Origin of the sequence: Pseudomonas sp. GW531-T4 (genome assembly GCF_017349615.1) — a bacterium.
GTDB classification, from domain to species: domain Bacteria; phylum Pseudomonadota; class Gammaproteobacteria; order Pseudomonadales; family Pseudomonadaceae; genus Aquipseudomonas; species Aquipseudomonas chlororaphis_I.
Map to the genome: position 1 here is coordinate 1 of NZ_JACMZT010000005.1, position 18,186 is coordinate 18,186.

Annotated in this window: 19 protein-coding genes; 12 read left to right on the forward strand and 7 right to left on the reverse strand. The window is 65.4% G+C overall.

Features of this window, described 5'->3' with window-relative positions; all coding sequences use genetic code 11:
* Positions 1 to 308 precede the first annotated feature (308 nt).
* Both J4D28_RS05205 and J4D28_RS05210 read left to right on the forward strand, forming a co-directional pair.
* Positions 309 to 1,283, forward strand: a complete 975-nt coding sequence (locus tag J4D28_RS05205; RefSeq protein ID WP_009048213.1) for a nucleoside-specific channel-forming protein Tsx — start codon at positions 309 to 311, stop codon at positions 1,281 to 1,283.
* 54 nt (positions 1,284 to 1,337) lie between these two features.
* Complete coding sequence (locus J4D28_RS05210; RefSeq protein ID WP_009048212.1) at positions 1,338 to 2,381, forward strand: purine nucleoside permease; 1,044 nt, start codon at positions 1,338 to 1,340, stop codon at positions 2,379 to 2,381.
* Positions 2,382 to 2,632: 251 nt separating this feature from the next.
* On the opposite strand, the gene J4D28_RS05215 is transcribed toward J4D28_RS05210, so the two are convergent.
* From J4D28_RS05215 to J4D28_RS05225, 3 genes are all read right to left on the reverse strand, one after another.
* Positions 2,633 to 3,589, reverse strand: a complete 957-nt coding sequence (locus J4D28_RS05215; protein WP_009048211.1) for a zinc-binding alcohol dehydrogenase family protein — start codon at positions 3,587 to 3,589, stop codon at positions 2,633 to 2,635.
* Positions 3,590 to 3,631: 42 nt separating this feature from the next.
* Positions 3,632 to 3,805 carry a DUF1427 family protein gene (locus tag J4D28_RS05220; RefSeq protein WP_007930748.1) on the reverse strand — a complete coding sequence of 58 codons (174 nt, stop codon included), beginning with the start codon at positions 3,803 to 3,805 and terminating at the stop codon, positions 3,632 to 3,634.
* Positions 3,806 to 4,358: 553 nt separating this feature from the next.
* Positions 4,359 to 5,138: a helix-turn-helix transcriptional regulator gene (locus tag J4D28_RS05225; protein ID WP_009048210.1), complete on the reverse strand. Its 780-nt coding sequence runs from the start codon at positions 5,136 to 5,138 to the stop codon at positions 4,359 to 4,361.
* Positions 5,139 to 5,361: 223 nt separating this feature from the next.
* Between J4D28_RS05225 and J4D28_RS05230 the strand changes: the two genes are divergently transcribed.
* Complete coding sequence (locus J4D28_RS05230; protein WP_009048208.1) at positions 5,362 to 5,589, forward strand: DUF6555 family protein; 228 nt, start codon at positions 5,362 to 5,364, stop codon at positions 5,587 to 5,589.
* Between the two features lie 170 nt (positions 5,590 to 5,759).
* On the opposite strand, the gene J4D28_RS05235 is transcribed toward J4D28_RS05230, so the two are convergent.
* Positions 5,760 to 5,930, reverse strand: coding sequence for a metallothionein (locus J4D28_RS05235; protein ID WP_009048207.1), 171 nt, complete (start codon positions 5,928 to 5,930; stop codon positions 5,760 to 5,762).
* 103 nt (positions 5,931 to 6,033) lie between these two features.
* Positions 6,034 to 6,798 (reverse strand): transcriptional regulator GlcC, encoded by a 765-nt coding sequence (glcC, locus tag J4D28_RS05240; RefSeq protein WP_009048206.1) that lies wholly within the window; start codon positions 6,796 to 6,798, stop codon positions 6,034 to 6,036.
* A 231-nt stretch (positions 6,799 to 7,029) separates the two neighbouring features.
* On the opposite strand from glcC, the gene glcD reads away from it, so the two are divergent.
* The 6 genes from glcD (at position 7,030) to J4D28_RS05270 (ending at position 13,281) form a co-directional block, all read left to right on the forward strand.
* A complete protein-coding gene (gene glcD / locus J4D28_RS05245; RefSeq protein ID WP_009048205.1) occupies positions 7,030 to 8,529 on the forward strand; it encodes a glycolate oxidase subunit GlcD in 1,500 nt (499 codons plus the stop codon).
* Positions 8,529 to 9,593: a glycolate oxidase subunit GlcE gene (gene glcE, locus J4D28_RS05250; protein ID WP_103330808.1), complete on the forward strand. Its 1,065-nt coding sequence runs from the start codon at positions 8,529 to 8,531 to the stop codon at positions 9,591 to 9,593. The genes glcD and glcE overlap by 1 nt, the downstream gene beginning before the upstream one ends.
* A 15-nt stretch (positions 9,594 to 9,608) precedes the next feature.
* Positions 9,609 to 10,859 carry a glycolate oxidase subunit GlcF gene (gene glcF, locus J4D28_RS05255; protein ID WP_103330809.1) on the forward strand — a complete coding sequence of 417 codons (1,251 nt, stop codon included), beginning with the start codon at positions 9,609 to 9,611 and terminating at the stop codon, positions 10,857 to 10,859.
* Positions 10,860 to 10,871: 12 nt separating this feature from the next.
* A complete protein-coding gene (locus tag J4D28_RS05260; protein ID WP_009048202.1) occupies positions 10,872 to 11,273 on the forward strand; it encodes a heme-binding protein in 402 nt (133 codons plus the stop codon).
* A gap of 145 nt (positions 11,274 to 11,418) precedes the next feature.
* Entirely contained in the window at positions 11,419 to 12,888 is a 1,470-nt protein-coding gene (locus J4D28_RS05265; protein ID WP_039967954.1) for a PAAR domain-containing protein, read from the forward strand.
* Positions 12,889 to 13,281 (forward strand): hypothetical protein, encoded by a 393-nt coding sequence (locus tag J4D28_RS05270; RefSeq protein ID WP_016702762.1) that lies wholly within the window; start codon positions 12,889 to 12,891, stop codon positions 13,279 to 13,281.
* Between the two features lie 82 nt (positions 13,282 to 13,363).
* On the opposite strand, the gene J4D28_RS05275 is transcribed toward J4D28_RS05270, so the two are convergent.
* Entirely contained in the window at positions 13,364 to 14,683 is a 1,320-nt protein-coding gene (locus J4D28_RS05275; RefSeq protein WP_009048200.1) for an Nramp family divalent metal transporter, read from the reverse strand.
* Positions 14,684 to 14,939: 256 nt separating this feature from the next.
* On the opposite strand from J4D28_RS05275, the gene J4D28_RS05280 reads away from it, so the two are divergent.
* From J4D28_RS05280 to J4D28_RS05290, 3 genes are all read left to right on the forward strand, one after another.
* The gene (locus J4D28_RS05280) at positions 14,940 to 15,716 is read left to right on the forward strand and encodes an AraC family transcriptional regulator (protein WP_041988370.1); all 777 of its coding nucleotides are present in this window, start codon (positions 14,940 to 14,942) and stop codon (positions 15,714 to 15,716) included.
* A gap of 60 nt (positions 15,717 to 15,776) precedes the next feature.
* Positions 15,777 to 16,682 (forward strand): DMT family transporter, encoded by a 906-nt coding sequence (locus J4D28_RS05285; RefSeq protein ID WP_103330810.1) that lies wholly within the window; start codon positions 15,777 to 15,779, stop codon positions 16,680 to 16,682.
* A 140-nt stretch (positions 16,683 to 16,822) separates the two neighbouring features.
* Positions 16,823 to 17,398: a hypothetical protein gene (locus J4D28_RS05290; RefSeq protein ID WP_009048197.1), complete on the forward strand. Its 576-nt coding sequence runs from the start codon at positions 16,823 to 16,825 to the stop codon at positions 17,396 to 17,398.
* A 47-nt stretch (positions 17,399 to 17,445) separates the two neighbouring features.
* On the opposite strand, the gene J4D28_RS05295 is transcribed toward J4D28_RS05290, so the two are convergent.
* Positions 17,446 to 18,162, reverse strand: a complete 717-nt coding sequence (locus tag J4D28_RS05295; RefSeq protein ID WP_028682922.1) for an alpha/beta hydrolase — start codon at positions 18,160 to 18,162, stop codon at positions 17,446 to 17,448.
* Between the last annotated feature and the right edge of the window lie 24 nt (positions 18,163 to 18,186).

An 18,186-nucleotide genomic window follows, 5' to 3' on the forward strand; every position in this document is an offset into this window, starting at 1 on the left:
ATCCTTATTTATCAATTAGTTAAAAAACAGCTTTTTTGTCAGATCAGATACGTTCCCTCACAAATGCCCCGCCTTCCGCTCCACCCTCCTTACCACCCAGCGATTTCAGAAGTATCGATTTAATTTTCCGGATATTTCCTAACAAGACAGTCAGTTTCTGCACCGATTCTTCATTTGTTTCAAACACCTGATCGAAGTTGGTACAGCATATGCAAACGTTTGCGCGAACCCGTTAAACCGATAATGAGTACAGGTTCGCTTCAACCCGGCCAGCCATGGCTTTCCTACCGCATGAACAGGGATTTTCAATGCATCGACCTCTTACACCTTCGGCCTCCTGTCGCACCCTGGCTGTTTCCCTGCTACTGACTGCCGTTACGGGAGTACTCAGTAGTGCTGCCCAGGCCCAGGAAAAAACCGTCGACGTCCAACAAAGCGTTGATGACTCGGCCCAGGGCGAAACCCTCAGCCCGGACGCCAATCCGCCCAAAAAAGGTGCATACCTGTCGGACTGGTACAACCAGGACCTGACGCTGATCGGCAGCAAGGACATCAGTTTCGGCCCGCAGCCGGCCGACGATATCTACCTGGAGTACGAGTACTTCGGCCGCAAGGGGCCGTTCGAGCTGTACGGCTACATCGACATCCCGAAGATCTTCAACATCGGCAACAGCCATGACAAAGGCGTGTGGGACCACGGCTCGCCGGTGTTCATGGAGCACGAGCCGCGGATCTCCATCGACTACCTGGCCGGACGCAGCCTGGCCATCGGCCCGTTCAAGGAGTGGTACGTGGCCTTCGACTGGATCTACGACCACGGCAGCAACAGCGCCAACCGCGCCAATACCCTGTACAGCGGCCTGGGCACCGACATCGACACCCATTCGCGGGTCAACCTGTCGGCCAACTTCTATGGGCGCTACCAGTGGGAAAACTACGGCGCCAGCAATGAATACTCGTGGGACGGCTACCGGGCCCAGCTCAAGTACATCGTGCCCATCGACAAGTTCAGCAACGGCGCCTCGCTGACCTATATAGGCTTCACCAACTTCGATTTCGGCTCGGACCTGCACAAGGACAACCCGGCCCGCACGGCCAACGCCACGGTGTCCACCAACGTGCTGCTGTATTCCTTCACCCACCTGCGGTTCACCCTGGTCGGCCGTTACTTCCACAACGGCGGCAACTGGCAGGACGGCAGCGAGCTGAATTTCGGCGATGGCGATTTCCGCGCCCGGTCCAATGGCTGGGGTTACTACGCCGGCATCGGTTACCAGTTTTAAGAACAGCGGCGAGCCTTGAGCGGCAAGCTGCAAGTCAAGAGCCATGGAGGTTTTATGAATGTGATGACCCGTCTTTCCCTGTCGGTTGGTCTGGCTGCCGGCACTCTGCTGTCCTGCGGCGCCTGGGCGAGCGAAACGGCTGCGGCACCGATCAAACCCAAGGTGATGCTGATCACCATGTTCGCCCCCGAGGCCCAGCACTGGATCGAGCGCCTGGAACTGAAACAGGAAGTGCGCGTCCCGGGGCTATCGGCGGAGTACCCGGCGATACGTTGCAATACCAAGGACGTCTGCCTGCTGGTCACCGGCATGGGCCAGACCAACGCCGCGGCCTCGACCCTGGCCCTGGCGCTGTCGCCGAAATTCGACCTGCGCAAAAGCTATTTCCTGGTCGCCGGGATCGCCGGCATCAGCCCCAAATACGGCACCATCGGCACCACCGCCTGGGCCCATTACCTGGTGGAATTCGGCACCCAGTGGGAACTGGATTCGCGGGACGCGCCCAAGGACTGGCCAACCGGCTACCTGGGTATCAACACCAAGGGCCCGAACGAGAAACCGCCGCTGGACTACAAGACCGAGGTCTTCGAACTCAACCCGAAACTGCAGGCCAAGGCCTTCGCCCTGTCGCGTCGGGTAAGCCTGAGCGAAAGCAAGGAATCGGCGGCCTGGCGCCTCAAGTACCCGGCGGCGCCGGCCAACCAGCCGCCGGTGGTGACCCAGTGCGACACCCTGGCGGGCAACACCTGGTTCTCCGGCACCCGCCTGAGCGAGCGGGCCGAGGTCTGGACCCGCCTGCTGACCGACAACAAGGGCGAGTACTGCACCACCCAGCAGGAAGACAACTCGACCTACGAAGCCCTGCTGCGCGCCAGCCGCGAAGGCCGGGTGGACGTGCAGCGACTGGCGGTGGTCCGCGCCGGCTCCGACTTCGACCGCCCCGAGCCGGGCGGCAGCGAAGTCGACAACCTGCTCAAGTACGCCGACCAGGGCGGTTTTGTCCCGGCCCTGGAAAACCTCTATCGCACCGGTAATCCGCTGGTGCAGGACATCCTGAAGAACTGGTCGGCGTGGGAGAAAGGTGTGCCGGAGGCGTGATCGAAAAAGCGCTGCAACCTTCGTTGCCAGGTTGTCTGGGCTGACGTCATCGCGAGCAAGGCCCCAGGCACGACACAGCCCCCAACCTGTAGCCACTGCCGCAGGCTGCGATAGGTCCGCAGGAGCTCAATATAAGCGCCGAAGGACCTCGGCGAACTCAAGATCGCCGCGCCCCTTCGGGGCGATCGCAGCCTTCGGCAGCGGCTACACAAAGCCGGGCCAGCCTGCCGATTCATGTGGGCTGGCCACCTTTACGGCAGCAAAATCACCTTCTCGCCGCTGCCCCGATTGACCTCGTGGTAGCGCTCGACGCCCTGCTCCAGCGGCGATTCGAACAGCCCCTGCGGCAATGGCAACAGCCCTTCATCGAAGAACCGGCCGAACTGCTCGAGCATGGCCGCGCAGGCCTGCACGCCGTACAGCAGCGAGTTGATCCCGACCACCGAGCCGCCCTTGCGGTACAGGCCCAGGGCCGGCAACTGCACATGGCCGTCCACCGGCGCGGCGATGATGGCGATGCGGCCGAACGGCGCCAGGGCCGCGACCGAGGCCGGCAGCCAGAAGCCGGTGGTGTCGAAGATCACCTCGGCGCCGCCGGCGAACACGGCGTTGACCTGGGCCCCGAGGTTTTCCGGCTGGTCCAGCTGCACGGTCTCGAACCCTTGCGCCTGCAACGCCTTGACCTGCTCCGGGCGCCGTGCGGCGGCCAGCAGCCGGGCTCCGCGAATCTTCGCCAGGGCCAGGGCGGCGCTGCCCACCGCCCCGCCGCCAATCACCAGCAAGGTGGTGCCGGCGCCCACTCCGCTGCGCTCCAGGGCATCCCAGGCGGTGGTGTAAGGCACGCCCAGGCTGGCGGCCTGGGCAAAGCTCAGGTGCGCCGGCTTGTGCGCCACGCCCTTGGCCGACAGCGCCACGTACTGGGCATGGGAGCCGTCCGCGTAGAACCCCAGCTCCTTGCCGGTGCCCCAGACCTCCTGCCCCACCAGCTCCCGGGGCCCGTCCACCACCACCCCGGCAAAATCCCGCCCGGGAATGCGCGGCACGGTGGTGTAGGGAAAACGCCCGAGCACGTTCTTCACATCGCTAGGGTTGAGGCCGGCGGCCTTGATCTGCACCAGTACCTGATCGGCGGCCGGCACCGGGGTCGGCACCTCGACGTAGTGCAGCGACGACAGATCGCCGGTCTTGGAAAATTGCAGGGCGTGCATAAGCGCCTCCATGAACAGGAATAAATAAAAGGATCGAAAGCCTCAGGACAACCAGTTGCTCACCAGCTGCCGGCCCATGGGCCACAGCTGTTCGCCGGCGAGCATGCCGAGCAGCCCGACCAGGGCGATGGCCGGCGGCGCCGGCGAGCGAAAGTTCAGGGCGCCATAAAGCAGGCCGACGCCGAGGCCAATAGCGAGAGAGATGAGGTAATGCATGACGAACTCCGGGCAGTGCGCCGCGCCTGGGCGGCGGCGATTGGGCATGCCGGGAGTGTAGGGAGCGAAAACCTGCGCAACCGGCCAAGCACTTCAGGATTTCGGCCAATCTGTGGCTATGAACGTGTAAGAGCGAGGCTTGGCTGCGATGGCCCCGACGCGGAATGTCTGGCATACCGCGTTATCGTTCATCGCGAGCAAGCTTCGCTCCTACGGGATTGCAGCGCCCACACAATGGATGCCTGTGCGCAAAGCCCCGTAGCCGCTGCCAAGCCGCGCGAGGCTGCGGAGGCTTGCCCGCAATAGCCCCGGCGCGGAATGTCTGGCGGACCGCGTTACCGTTCATCGCGAGCAAGCTTCGCTCCTACGGGTATTGCGGCGCCCACACAATGAGTGCCTGTGCGCAAAGCCCCGTAGCCGCTGCCGAGCCGCGCGAGGCTGCGATCGACTGCGCAGCAGGCGCAAAGCCTGAGAATGCAGTGGGCCTGGATAAACGCGGTGGCCCGGTCGCAGCCTCGCGGAGCTCGGCAGCGGCTACAGGGATGATTGACGCTCAGGCGCGGGCTTCTCCGGCCGCGTATTGCGACGGGGCCAGCCCCAGCTCGCGGCGGAACATGTCGCTGAAGCTGCCGGGGGAATACCCCAGTTCGCGGGCGATGGTGCTGACCGGCACGCCCTGGATCAGCTCGGCGGCGGCCGTGGCCAGTTGCACCTGGCGGCGCCACTCGGCGAAGCCCATGCCCAGGCCGTCCTTGAACAGCCGCGCCAGGGTGCGCACGCTGGCGCCCGCCGCCTCGGCATGGCGCTCGAAGGGAATGTCCAGGGAAGGCGCGGCCATCACCGCCTGGCAGAGATTGATCAGGCGCCGGTCGGAACTGTCCGGCAGTACGATCTTCAACTGCGAGCGCCGGGCGCGCTTGAGTTCCAGCAGGGCCAGGTTCACCAGCGCATCGTAGTACTCCGGCTGCGGCGCTCCCTCATGCTCCACCAGACGCACGATCAGCTCGCGCAGCAGGTTGTCCACCTGCAGCACCTGCACCTGGCTGTCGAGGGTGGCCGCCAGGCTCGGGCGCAGATAGATGTTGCGCATCTGCAGGTCGGTGACCACGCGGATCCCATGGGGCACGCCCGGCGGCAGCCACACCGCCCGTTGCGGCGGCACCACCAGCGCCTCGTTCGGCGTCTCGACCCACATCACCCCGCTCATGGCATACAGCAGTTGCCCCCAGGCATGTTCGTGGGGCTCGATGAACAGGCCACGCGGATAGGTGCGCGCCAGGGGTTGTACCGGCACATCGGTGTCGCTGAGGTCGGGAGGTGCGGCAAGGGCCATGGCCGGGCATCGTCGTCAAGCAGGGGGGCCCATGGTAACCCCGCCGATCCGCCTGGAAAACCGCGAAGAAGCATCCGGACGGACGCCACAGGGCCAGGCAATAACCCGTTCGGATGCCTGCCCGACCGCTGCCCGACCGCTGATACCCTTGCTCGACAATCCGAGTGAATTTTTCCCTGCCCGCGCGGGTCACTAAACCATCACAGGGAGGATTGATAGCTTTATGAACAACGCAAAACTTTTCGTCATCGAATACACCCTGCACGGCGCCCCCAAGTCCTTCATCATCCGCTCGGAGAAGATGGACAACGCCGAGGCGTGGCATTGGGCAAGCTGCGACGCCGGTGTCGGCCGCATCGGTCGCTTCGGCCTGGAACGGGTGAAAAAGACCAGCAAACCCCTGGCGGAAAAATTCGGTATCGAGAACGTCACCTGGCGACCGTCGACCTGATCCAACCGAGGCCTTGGGCGTAGGGCGTGATACGCCACGGCGTTGGATGATCGAGCCATGCCGAACGCGGCCACCTGCAACTGGATCGACGCTCGCAAACAGGACGCTCGCAACTGGAAAGTGGAGCCCTGAGCGGCTCCACTGCTTTTCCACCCGACAACTTCAACCCGTCAGTGGTGCGCACCCTTGGCGCAATCGCAGCCTTCGGTAGAGGTGCAGGGTTCGCCGTTGGCGTGGTGGCTGGCGCAGGCCTGGCAACAGTAGTGCTTGCCGTGACGGACGATGGCATGGGCGCCGACCTTGCAGGTGCAGCCCGGGCAGGCACAAGTCTGGTTGGACATGGGGTGACTCCTTTGTGGTGGTCGTCGACGACGCGAATGTTGCCGCGTCTCTAGCAGTGTAGTGGCTGCCCGTCGCCGCCATTGGCCCCTGGTCACGGCGGATTCAGTTCCAGCCTTCCAGGCGCAAGGTTGCCCGCACCAGGCGCTGCTCCTCGTTTTCGATCTCCCGCAGGTTGTCGCAGAGGCCCTGGATATGCGCGATGGCGGCCTTGCGCGCCTGTTCCGGCAGGCGCCCGGTGACAGCGTTGTAGAGCCGCGCGTGCTGGCGGTCGATCTGGCGTTTCTGCGCCTGGCGGTGGTAGAGGTTGTTGACCGAAGCAAACACCGAGTTGAGCAGCAGGTCGGTCAGCGAGCGCAGGGTCTGCACCAGCACCGGGTTGTGCGAGGCCTCGCAGATCGCCAGGTGGAAGGCGTGGTCCAGCCGCGCATGGGCCGAGGCATCAAGGGTCTGGTCGTGGGCGTCCAGCAGCGCCTGATAGGCGCGGCCGATCAGCACGAAATCGGCATCGGTGCCGCGCAACGCCGCCAGCCGCGCCGACTCGCCTTCCAGCAGGCTGCGCACTTCGAACAGGTCGTAGAGGGTGCGCGGCTGGGAGCTGAACAGATGCATCAGCGCCGAAGTCGCACCCTGCCCCGACAACTGGGCGACAAACGAGCCCTTACCCTGTTCGGTTTCGATGATGCCCCGCGCCCGCAGCAGTTTCAGGCCCTCGCGCAAGGCCGTGCGCGACACCCCGAGCTTTTCCGTAAGGCGCCGCTCCGAGGGCAGCAGCTGGCCGGTCTTCAGTACACCGTCGACGATCAGGCGCTCGATACGTTCACAGACCACATCCGCCACCTGGTGCCGCCCCGAATCGCTTCTGTCCATGCGCCCTCCACTGGTATGACCAGCTGCGAAGAAAAAACCCGATCAAACGGACCGCCAGGCCATCCCGCTGAAATACTTCAGTTTTTATAAAAAACCCGGCATCGCTGGCGAAACAAACTGGTTCGACCAGTCCCCGGCCCCGTGGACAGTAAGGCCAGCCGGGCCAATGATGCAACTGAGCGGCCTGTCCGCCGAGCGCCCATAAAAACAACTCAGGGTCGTTAGCCACCCATGAATATCCTCTACGACGAACGCGTCGACGGCGCGCTGCCCACAGTCGATAAAACGGCACTGCTCCAGGTACTGCGCCAACGCCTGCCCGACCTGGACCTCCTGCACCAGAGCGAAGACCTCAAACCCTACGAATGCGACGGCCTTTCGGCCTACCGCACCACACCGATGCTCGTAGCCCTGCCACGGCATATCGAGCAGGTGCAGGAACTGCTGCGGATCTGCCATGAACGCCGCGTGCCGGTGGTCGCCCGGGGTGCCGGCACCGGTCTGTCCGGCGGCGCCCTGCCCCTGGAACAGGGCGTGCTGCTGGTGATGGCGCGCTTCAACCAGATCCTGCATATCGACCCCGCCGCCCGCACCGCGCGGGTCCAGCCCGGGGTGCGCAACCTGGCGATCTCCCAGGCCGCCGCGCCGTTCGGCCTGTATTACGCCCCCGATCCGTCTTCGCAGATCGCCTGTTCCATCGGCGGCAATGTCGCGGAAAACGCCGGCGGCGTGCACTGCCTGAAATACGGCCTGACCGTGCACAACCTGCTCAAGGTGGAGATCCTCAGCGTCGAAGGCGAACGCCTGACCCTGGGCAGCGACGCCCTGGATGCGCCCGGTTTCGACCTGCTGGCGCTGTTCACCGGTTCCGAAGGCCTGCTCGGGATCATCACCGAGGTCACGGTCAAGCTGCTGCCCAAGCCGCAGCTGGCCAAGGTGCTGCTGGCGGCCTTCGACTCGGTGGAAAAAGCCGGCCGCGCGGTGGCCGATATCATCGCCGCCGGCATCATCCCCGGCGGCCTGGAGATGATGGACAACCTGGCGATCCGCGCCGCCGAAGACTTCATCCACGCCGGCTACCCGGTGGACGCCGAGGCCATCCTGCTGTGCGAACTGGACGGTGTCGAAGCCGATGTCCACGACGACTGCGACCGGGTCCGCGCGGTGCTCGAACGGGCCGGCGCCACCGAGGTCCGCCAGGCCCGCGACGAAGCCGAGCGGGTGCGTTTCTGGGCCGGGCGCAAGAACGCTTTCCCGGCGGTGGGCCGGCTGTCGCCGGACTACTACTGCATGGACGGCACCATCCCGCGCCGTGCACTGCCGGGGGTGCTCAAGGCCATCGCCGCGCTGGCCGCCGAATACCAGTTGCGGGTGGCCAACGTATTCCATGCCGGCGACGGCAACATGCACCCGCTGATCCTGTTCGACGCCAACCAGCCCGGCGAACTGGACCGCGCCGAAGCCCTGGGCGGCAAGATCCTCGAATTGTGCGTCGCGGTCGGCGGCAGCATCACCGGCGAACACGGGGTCGGCCGGGAGAAAATCAACCAGATGTGCGCCCAGTTCAACAGCGACGAGCTGACCCTGTTCCACGCGGTCAAGGCGGCCTTCGACCCCGGCGGCCTGCTCAACCCCGGCAAGAACATCCCGACCCTGCACCGCTGCGCCGAATTCGGCGCCATGCACGTGCACGCCGGGCAACTGCCCTTCCCCGAGCTGGAGCGTTTCTGATGACGGCACACGCGGATAACGATGCCAGCGGCGCACTGCTGGAACAGGTCGAGCAGGCGCTGGCCGACGGCACGCCGCTGCTGATCCAGGGCGGCAACAGCAAGGCCTTTCTCGGCCGCATGACTGCCGGCGAGGTGCTCGACACCCGCGCCCATCGCGGCATCGTCAGCTACGACCCGACCGAGCTGGTGGTGACGGTCCGCGCCGGCACGCCATTGCAGGAACTGCTGGCCGCGCTGGACGCTGCCGGGCAGATGCTGGCCTGCGAGCCGCCGGCCTTCAGCGACGGCGCCACCGTTGGCGGCATGGTCGCCGCCGGGCTGTCCGGCCCGCGGCGGCCCTGGGCCGGTTCGGTGCGGGATTTCGTCCTCGGCAGCCGGGTCATCACCGGCACCGGCAAGCTCCTGCGCTTTGGCGGCGAGGTGATGAAAAACGTCGCCGGCTACGACCTCTCGCGCCTGCTGGTGGGCAGCTACGGTTGCCTCGGGGTGCTTACCGAGGTGTCGCTCAAGGTCCTGCCCAAACCCCGCCAGTGCCTCAGCCTGAGCCTGGAAATGGACAGCGCCAAGGCCCTGGCCCGGCTCGCCGACTGGGGCCAGCAACCGCTGCCCATCAGCGCCGCCAGCCATGACGGCCAGCGTCTGCATCTGCGCCTGGAGGGCGGCGAAGGTTCGGTGGCCGCGGCCCGCGATCGCCTGGGTGGCGAGCCCTTGGCCGCCGATTACTGGGCCGACCTCAACGAGCAACGCCTGGCGTTCTTCGACGAAGGCCTGCCGCTGTGGCGCCTGTCGCTGCCCAATAACACCGGCGTCCTGGAGCTGCCCGGCCAGCAGTTAATAGATTGGGCCGGCGCCCAGCGCTGGCTGAAATCCGCGGCGCCCGCGGAGCGCATCCGCAGCCTGGTGGAGCGCGTCGGTGGCCACGCCACCTGCTACAGCCACGGCCTGGTGGACAGCCCGTTCCAGCCATTGCCGGCGGTGCTGCTGCGCTACCACCGCCAGCTCAAGGCGCAACTGGACCCGCAAGGGATCTTCAACCCCGGCCGGCTCTACGCCGAGCTCTGAACGGAGACCCGCAGCATGCAAACCACCCTGAGCGAACAGGCGCGCCAGCTGCCCCGCGCCGCGGAGGCCGAGAGCATCCTGCGCACCTGTGTGCATTGCGGTTTCTGCAACGCCACCTGCCCCACCTATCAACTGCTGGGGGACGAACTGGACGGGCCGCGGGGGCGCATCTACCTGATCAAGCAGGTGCTGGAAGGCCACGAGGCCACGGCCAAGACCCAGCTGCACCTGGACCGCTGCCTGTCGTGCCGCAACTGCGAAACCACCTGCCCGTCCGGGGTGGATTACCACAACCTGCTGGACATCGGCCGCGCCGTGGTCGATGCCGCCGTCCCCCGGCCCCTCGGCCAGCGCCTGCTGCGCCAGGGCCTGCGCGCCCTGGCGCCGAACCCGGCGCTGTTCAAGGCACTGATCGGCACCGGCGCCACCTTGCGCCCGTGGCTGCCCGAGGCCGTGCAAGGCAAGCTGCCGCGCCAGGTACAGCCGGCCAAGGCGCGGCCGGCCACCGCCCACGCGCGGCGGGTCTTGCTGCTGGAAGGTTGCGTGCAGGCGAGCCTGTCGCCCAACACCAACGCGGCGACGGCGCGGGTCCTCGACCGCCTGGGCATTGCCGTGCAAGCCGTGAGCGAAGCCGGCTGCTGTGGCGCCGTGGATTACCACCTGGACGCCCAGGACGCCGGCCTGGAGCGGGCCCGGCGTAATATCGACGCCTGGTGGCCGCACCTGGAAAACGGCGCCGAAGCCCTGGTACAGACCGCCAGTGGCTGCGGCGCCTTTATCAAGGATTACGGCCACCTGCTGGCTCACGACCCGCGTTATGCCGCCCGCGCCGAGCGGGTCAGCGCCCTGGCCCGGGACCTGGTGGAAGTGCTGCGCGACGAGCCGTTGGAACAGTTGCACGCCCACAGCGACCAGCGCCTGGCCTTCCACTGTCCGTGTAGCCTGCAGCACGCGCAGAAACTCGGCGGCGCGGTGGAGGCGGTGCTCAAGCGCCTGGGTTTCGAACTCACCGAGGTGCCCGACAGCCACCTGTGCTGCGGCTCGGCGGGCACCTACTCGCTGACCCAGCCCGAACTGGCGCGACAACTGCGCGACAACAAGCTCAATGCCCTGGAAAGCGGCCGGCCCGAGCTCATAGTCACCGCCAATATCGGCTGCCAGACTCACCTCGACGGTGCCGGGCGCACCCCGGTGCGGCACTGGATCGAACTGGTCGAGGCCGCCCTGCCGCCCCTGAACGCTTCCCCTCAACCCAATACACCCTGAAAGGAGCATGCCATGCACAGCAAAGCCATCCTGGGTCATCGCGAAGTCCAGCGCATTCTTATCGCCGCGCGGGACGAGGCCGAGCGCAACCAGTGGCCGGTGAGCATCGCCATCGTCGACGACGGCGGCCACCCGCTGGCCCTCGAACGCCTGGACGGCGCCTCGCCGATCAGCGCCTATATCGCCGTGGAAAAGGCCCGCACCGCGGCCCTCGGCCGGCGCGAGTCCAAGGGTTATGAAGAGATGGTCAACGGCGGACGCACGGCGTTTCTCTCGGCGCCGCTGCTGACCTCGCTGGAAGGTGGCGTGCCCGTGGTGTTCGACGGCCAGGTGATCGGCGCCGTCGGCGTGTCCGGGGTCAAGTCCGGGGAAGATGCCCAGGTCGCGCTGTTCGCTGCCCAGGCGTTGGATTGAGCTGCGAAGGCTGATCCAGCAAGAGGGGTTGCAAGAAAAATATCAGGCAGACAATTACCGCCAGCCTTTCAGATTCCCCCGATTTTTTTGCCTGAAAGGCGTTGCTACGTTCCCGAGGAAAACCTCATGTACAGGACGTTGCAACATGGCTTTCGTAGCACGACAAGGCGACCCCACCACTACTGGAGGTGTGGTCATATCGGGATCCGATACATCATTCATCGAGGGCCAAAGAGTCGCCCGTGTCACTGATACCGTCTGGTGCCCCATGTGCCAGACGGTCGGTTTCATCATCGAAGGACATGACACCTGGCTGGATACCCGACAACCCACGGCGGTCGACGGCAGCCTGGTGCAATGCGGCTGTCCCACAGGGACCCACCGCCTTGTCGCCACTCAGAAATCGACTCTCTCGGAAGACCAGCCGCCCATCCCCATCCACCCCGAATGGCTGCCACTGGGAGTCGCGAACTCGCAGCGCTGGGCCGAGGCGATACAGGAGGGATGGCCACAGAATGAATTCGCGGACTCTGTACCCGGCGAGCAGGCCCGCGGGATGCGTTTCAAGGGTGCAGAAATCGTCCCGGAACTGCGCCCCATGCTCACCGACCACCAAAGCGTGGAGCCGGGCTTTCATATCGTCCAGTCGCCGATAAGCCGTGCCGCCCTTGAAACGCTTCTTTTCGGCCAACCCGATCCGGCGGTCCTGGAGAAATTTCGCCAGCTCAATTCCCAGCTACCGGAGCGACTAAGACCAGGACACCTCGTAGTGTTGAGCCATCCCGACAATAACCTGTGTACCCGGGAAGAGTCGTTGTTGATGGAGGCTGCCGAAAAGGTCAGCATCGAACTGGAATCTCTTACGGATGAAGAGACGACATTCATGCTTCAGTACAGGTCTCAGGTGGCCTCGATCCTTGCATACAGCGGAACAGCTACTGGCGTGGGAACAGCGGCGATTGGTAGCCATGTCAACGAATTGAAAGGCACCTTGCAGGATATCGAGAGGCTCCACCAGACGTTCTTCCAACGAGATGGGCACCTGCGTAGCGCCGAGTTCTTTAGCGAGAGACGAAAGCTGTTTACACGCCTGGATAGCCAGTTGATCGGTATCACCAAAATGAGCGTTGCCTTTCCCGAGCATCCAAAGCTCAAAAGCGCCCTGGGAATTTCCAACAGCCGCCTGGTCCACCGTTGGACCCAAGCGGGCGCAGCGGGCCAGATACCGGGTTACGCCACACACATGGAGGGCATTTCAAGGGCTTCCAGAGTGCTTAAATATGGCGGCTGGCTCGGTATGGCGCTCAGTGGAGAGGCGTCATACATGAAGGTTCAGGATGTTTGTACAGCAGGCAACAAAGACGCCTGCGAGAAGGTGAAACTCACCGAGGCCGGAAGCCTGACCGGTGGGATAGCTGGCGGAGTCATCACAGGTCCGCTACTGGGGACAGGCGTCGCAGGGGGTATTTGCGTAGCGATCGGGGTTCCGACCATGGGTGTCGGGGCTGTGACGTGCGGTCTGGTGGTAGCTGGTGGGATTGCTTACGGGCTTGGAACAGGTGGAGAGTCGGCCGGGGCGTTTTTGGGGGAGCTTATCTATGAAGCAGGGAAGTGAATGATCATTACCACCGCACACATCGTGCTGGGTGCCTGTATCGGGACCACCTTTCTAGGCATGTTCGGCTTGGGTGGGTATTACCTGTACCTGGGTTGTCGGCACATGGGTATCTTGCTGAGCAGCTCCAGGCACTGCTTATTGGTCAACAGGTACAAGTTCCATCTCCAGAGTGGACCCTGGGGAAAAATGGCGCTGGCGGGCGTGGTGGGGAGCGGCTTGTTGCTCGCCCCCTATCTCACCCGACACGGTTTGATGGACAAGGAAGATGTCACCAACTTTCCTGAGCCGCTTAAAAGCAGATTGATTGTATCGCAGTGCGTTGGCTGGTTTCTGGTGCTGACTCTCTTGCTGGAAGTCGTCGCAGTCAAAGCGACCCACTATCAATCCTGACAAAAGGCCTCTGCTGAAAGCCGTTCAAGGGCCCTTCTCATGATCTAGCCTGTCCCAGTCATCGCCACATGCAGTTGCGTGCTTACACCACCAACTGCGCAATCAGCCAGGCATTGGCCCCGCTGATGATCGCGAACAGGCTCCAGGCGAGGATGCGGGTCGGCCAGCGGTTGACGAACACGCCCATCAACTGCGGGTCGCTGGTCATGCGGATCAACGGGTAGAGGGCGAACGGCAGTTGCAGGCTGAGCACCACCTGGCTCAGTACCAGCAGCTGGCCGACCGCGCCGTCGCCCATCAGCCACACGCCGACGAAGGCCGGCACCAGTGCCAGGCCACGGGTGATCAGGCGCCGTTGCCAGCACGGCAGGCGCAGGTTGAGGTAGCCCTCCATGATCACCTGGCCGGCGATGGTGCCGGTGAAGGTCGAGCTCTGCCCCGAGGCCAGCAAGGCCACGCCGAACAGCACGCTGGCCAGCGCCCCGCCCACCAGCGGATCGAGCAGGTGATAGGCGTCCTGCAGCTCCACCACCTCGGTGTGCCCGGTACCGTGGAAGGCCGCGGCGGCGAGGATCAGGATCGCCGCGTTGACCAGCAGCGCCAAGGCCAGGGAGCCGATGGTGTCGATGCGCGCCAGCTTGATCGCATCCCGCCGGCTGGCCTCGTCCTGGCCCACCAGGCGGGTCTGCACGATGGAGGTGTGCAGGTACAGGTTATGCGGCATCACGGTGGCGCCGAGGATGCCGATCGCCAGGTACAGCGGCGCCGCCTCGCCGATCGCCGCCAGCGATGGCGTGAAGCCTCGCGCCACGTCCGGCCAGTAGGGTTTGATCAACAGCAGCTCGACGAAAAAGCACAGGCCGATGGTGCCCACCAGCACCAGCATGATCGCCTCCAGCCGGCGGAAACCGCGGTTCTGCAAGGCGAGAATCAACAGGGTGTCGAAGGCGGTGATGACTATCCCGGTGGTCAGCGAAACCCCGAGCAACAGGTGGAACGCCAGGGCGCAGCCCAGGACCTCGGCAAGGTCGGTGGCGATGATCGACACCTCCGCCAGCAGCCACTGGGTGCGTGCCGTGCGGGTGCTGTAGCGCTGCCGGCAAAGCTGCGCCAGGTCGCGCCCGGTGGCGATGCCCAGGCGCGAGCACAGGCACTGCACGGCCATGCCCGCGAGGCTCGCCAGCAGCACCACGAACAGCAGGTTGTAGCCATAACGCGAGCCGGCCTCGATGGCGGTGGCCCAGTTGCCCGGGTCCATGTAGCCGATGGAAATCAGCAGGCCGGGGCCGGCGAAGCGCAGGATCCGTTTGAACAGTGGCGCCTTGGGATCGACAACGATGGTGCCGGCGACTTCCGGCGGGCAGAAGGGTGCGGTACCGACTTTGGGGAGAGTGAATTTCACGCGGGCATCCGGAAGGCTGGAACGGTGGCCCAGCTTAGACGTTTCAGCGGACCGGCCCAAGCCTTGATAGCGCCCTGCCCCGGCCTTTTGCCGCCTTGCTTCTGTAGGAGCGAAGCTTGCTCGCGATAGCGGTGTGTCAATCACCACAACAGCTGAGCCAGCCCCCTTTTCCCCAACCATCCCACACCGCCCAACCACTCCTACAGCACCCGCATTTTCAGGCATGATGCGGGGCAGCCATCCGCGGAGCCGCGCCATGAACACTCCAGCCCAACCCACTGTCGCCCTGGCGATGCGTTCGTATTCCGGGCAGGTCGATCTGCACGACCACGATTTTCCGCAGATCGTGCTGCCGCAGTCGGGGGCAATGGAGATCGAGGTGGACGGCCGCGGCGGCAAGGTCGACGCCAGCCAGGGCGTGGTGATCGCCCCGGGCGCCCGGCATAGCTTCCTGGCCGAGCGCCGTAACACCTTTCTGGTGCTCGACCTGGATAGCCCCGGCAGCGAGCCGTCCCTGGCCGATAGCCGCTTCTTCGCCATCGACCCGCAGATCCGCCACCTGCTCGGCTATGCCAGCCACAGCGGCGCCTTGCTCAGTTCCTCCAGCCCGGTCGCCAGCGCCTGGAGCGCCCTGCTGCTGGCCTGCCTGGCCCGCCCGACGCCAAGCGCGCCGCAACGCCAGGCACTGGCGCGGGCCCTGGCCTATATCGAACAGCACCTGGGCAGCCCGCTGAGCGCCCGCGCCATCGCCCAGGCCGCGGGGGTCAGCGAGCGCAGCCTGTACCTGCTGTTCGAGCGGGACATGCACAGCACGCCTTTCGCCTACATTTCGACCCTGCGCCTGGACCGCGCCATCGACCTGCTCGGCCGTACCCTGCTGCCCATCAGCGAGATCGCCCAGCGGGTCGGCTACGCCGATCAGAGTGCCCTGACCCACGCCTTGAAGAAGGCGCGCAACCAGACCCCGGCGGCCCTGCGCAAGGCCGCTCGCGACGCCCAGGCGCAGGCTGCGACAAGAGTTCGGCAGGCCTGATCAATACCGCCGTCGCGGCGGCTTCTATGCTGGCCACACCGCCCTTGCCTCGGTGTGCCTATGACCGCCATCCACTCAACCCGCCTCGCCCCCTCCCGCAGCGGCGCCGCCACCGCCATCGGCGTGATCGCGGTGTTTCTCTGGTCATGCCTGGCGCTGCTGACCACCCTCACCGCCGGCATTCCCCCCTTCCAGTTGCTGGCCCTGAGCTTCGACGTGGCCTGCGGCGCCAGCCTGGTATTGCTCGGCTTGCGGGGGCGCGCTGGTTTTCGTGGCTGGCGCCAGCCCTGGCCGGTGTGGGCCCTGGGGTTCGGCGGGATCTTTGCCTACCACGCGCTGTATTTCTTCGCCCTGAAAGCCGCGCCGGCCGCCGAGGCCAGCCTGATCGCCTACCTCTGGCCGTTGCTGATCGTCCTGCTGGCGGCCCGGGCCGGCGGCGAACCGCTGCGCGGCCGGCAACTGACCGGCGCCTTGCTGGGGCTGGCCGGCACCGCATTCATCATGCAGCAGCGCGCTGCCAGCCAGGTCGGCGCGATGCCGGTGGCGGGTTACCTGGCGGCGTTCGGCTGCGCCCTGGTGTGGTCCGGCTACTCGGTGCTCAACCGCCGTTTCAGCAGCGTGCCCAGCAGCCTGATCGGCGGCATCTGCGGGCTGGTGGCGCTGGCCGGGGCGCTCTGCCACCTGATGTTCGAAAGCCCGGTGCAACCGGACTTCAAGCAATGGCTGGCGATCATCGGCCTGGGGCTGGGCCCGGTCGGCCTGGCCTTCTTCGCCTGGGACCACGCCACCAAACACGGCAACCTGGCCACGCTCGGCGCGCTGTCGTACCTGGCGCCGTTGATCTCCACCCTGCTGCTGATCGTGATCGGGCAAAGCCCGGCCAGTGTGTGGCTGCTGGTGCCGGCGTTGCTGATCATCGCCGGGGCGGTGCTGGCGACCTCGGGCGCGCGCTCTACCCAGGGTTGAGGAGCGTCCGACAAGCGCCACGAAGGCCGCTCCCGCGCCCTTTTATCCGAAATTCCGTGCCACCGCATATCCCGCTGGAGTGCCCCGCGACAGCCGTGGGAAGATGCGCGCCCCCAACGCGTTCACTCTGGAGAATCTGCATGTCCCTGTTCGGTAAACACGCCGCGGTCCTGGTCCTGGCGGCGCTGGCCGGTTTCAGCGCCCTGGACGTGTCCGCGGCCCAGCCGACGAACAAGAAGGCCAAGGTCGAGACCGTCTCGATGCTCGGCGGCAAGTTCAAGTTCAGCCTGCCCAAGGGTTTCATCGCCAACCCGCTGCCGGCCGGCGACGAAGCCAGCGGCACCGCCGGCGCCACCGGCACTATGTACACCAACGCCAGCACCAAGACCGTGGTCATCGCCGCACAAAACCTGATCCCCGATGCGGTGCAGGCCAAGGACAACGACGCGCAGTTCCTCGACAGCGCGGTCTCGGGCTTCCTCTCGCAACAGGCGGCGGCCCTGCCGGATTTCAGCAAGCAGAGCGAAAAAAGCATGACCCGTGGCGGCCTCGGCCTGCGCCAGATCGACAGCACCGCGACCCAGGGCGGCGGCATGACCCAGAGCTCCACCCTGCTCGCCGGCTCCGGCAACCGCATGGCGGTGGTGCAGGTGATTTCGCGGATCAACGACAAGGCCAATCACGACAAGCTGGTCAGCCAGATCGTCGGCAAGTAAGCCCTCAGGAACCCGCAGCGACAGCGGCCGCTACGGGTTCATCCGCCTCAAGGGTTGAGGCTGAGCAACCAGCGGTTCAGGTCCTGGAGTTCGCTGTCGCTGATGGTATGGCCGATGCCCGGGTAGGCATGGAACTGCGGAGCCAGGCCCAGCCCGCGCAACAGGCTGTCGGCCTCGGAGCCGTCGCTGTAAGGCAGGCGCATGTCCGCGGTGCCATGGGCGATGAAGATCGCCAGCCGCTCCAGGCCCGCGCCGCTCTTGAGCTGCGAGCGCAGCACCGGCAGGATCTTCCCGCTCAGCGCGGCGATCCCGCGGACCGCCTGGGGATGGCGCAGGCCCAGCTCGTAGGACATGATCGCGCCCTGGCTGAAGCCCACCAGGAACACCCGGTCGGTGCGGGTGTGGTACTTGGCGACCGCCTGCCGGACGAACGCGTCGATCAGCTTCGCACCGTCGGCCAGCTCGGCGGTCACGCCGTCATAAGCGCCTTCGCCCTGCTTGTGAAACCACTGGTAACTGCCCTCTTCCACGGTTTGCGGCGCCCGGACCGAAAGGTAGGTGTAGTCCGCCGGCAACCCGTCCTTGAGGCCGAACAGGTCCTCTTCGTTGCTGCCGTAGCCGTGGAGAAAAATCACCAGGGGCCGATCGCGCGCGTCGGCCGGGGCCTGTTCCAGATAGAGCAGTGGCAGGTCGTCGTGCAGTGCGCCTTGGGCCTGGACGGAGGCAGACACGCACAGCAGCAACAGGGCCAGGAACTTGAACATGGGATGTCCTTCTGATGACACCGG

Excerpts from the sequence above, each read along its gene's own strand:
- J4D28_RS05205 (WP_009048213.1), top strand. The coding sequence starts at position 309 with ATGCATCGACCTCTTACACCTTCGGCCTCCTGTCGCACCCTGGCTGTT.
- J4D28_RS05210 (WP_009048212.1), top strand. The coding sequence starts at position 1,338 with ATGAATGTGATGACCCGTCTTTCCCTGTCGGTTGGTCTGGCTGCCGGC.
- J4D28_RS05215 (WP_009048211.1), bottom strand. The coding sequence starts at position 3,589 with ATGCACGCCCTGCAATTTTCCAAGACCGGCGATCTGTCGTCGCTGCAC.
- J4D28_RS05220 (WP_007930748.1), bottom strand. The coding sequence starts at position 3,805 with ATGCATTACCTCATCTCTCTCGCTATTGGCCTCGGCGTCGGCCTGCTT.
- J4D28_RS05225 (WP_009048210.1), bottom strand. The coding sequence starts at position 5,138 with ATGGCCCTTGCCGCACCTCCCGACCTCAGCGACACCGATGTGCCGGTA.
- J4D28_RS05230 (WP_009048208.1), top strand. The coding sequence starts at position 5,362 with ATGAACAACGCAAAACTTTTCGTCATCGAATACACCCTGCACGGCGCC.
- J4D28_RS05235 (WP_009048207.1), bottom strand. The coding sequence starts at position 5,930 with ATGTCCAACCAGACTTGTGCCTGCCCGGGCTGCACCTGCAAGGTCGGC.
- glcC (WP_009048206.1), bottom strand. The coding sequence starts at position 6,798 with ATGGACAGAAGCGATTCGGGGCGGCACCAGGTGGCGGATGTGGTCTGT.
- glcD (WP_009048205.1), top strand. The coding sequence starts at position 7,030 with ATGAATATCCTCTACGACGAACGCGTCGACGGCGCGCTGCCCACAGTC.
- glcE (WP_103330808.1), top strand. The coding sequence starts at position 8,529 with ATGACGGCACACGCGGATAACGATGCCAGCGGCGCACTGCTGGAACAG.
- glcF (WP_103330809.1), top strand. The coding sequence starts at position 9,609 with ATGCAAACCACCCTGAGCGAACAGGCGCGCCAGCTGCCCCGCGCCGCG.
- J4D28_RS05260 (WP_009048202.1), top strand. The coding sequence starts at position 10,872 with ATGCACAGCAAAGCCATCCTGGGTCATCGCGAAGTCCAGCGCATTCTT.
- J4D28_RS05265 (WP_039967954.1), top strand. The coding sequence starts at position 11,419 with ATGGCTTTCGTAGCACGACAAGGCGACCCCACCACTACTGGAGGTGTG.
- J4D28_RS05270 (WP_016702762.1), top strand. The coding sequence starts at position 12,889 with ATGATCATTACCACCGCACACATCGTGCTGGGTGCCTGTATCGGGACC.
- J4D28_RS05280 (WP_041988370.1), top strand. The coding sequence starts at position 14,940 with ATGAACACTCCAGCCCAACCCACTGTCGCCCTGGCGATGCGTTCGTAT.
- J4D28_RS05285 (WP_103330810.1), top strand. The coding sequence starts at position 15,777 with ATGACCGCCATCCACTCAACCCGCCTCGCCCCCTCCCGCAGCGGCGCC.
- J4D28_RS05290 (WP_009048197.1), top strand. The coding sequence starts at position 16,823 with ATGTCCCTGTTCGGTAAACACGCCGCGGTCCTGGTCCTGGCGGCGCTG.
- J4D28_RS05295 (WP_028682922.1), bottom strand. The coding sequence starts at position 18,162 with ATGTTCAAGTTCCTGGCCCTGTTGCTGCTGTGCGTGTCTGCCTCCGTC.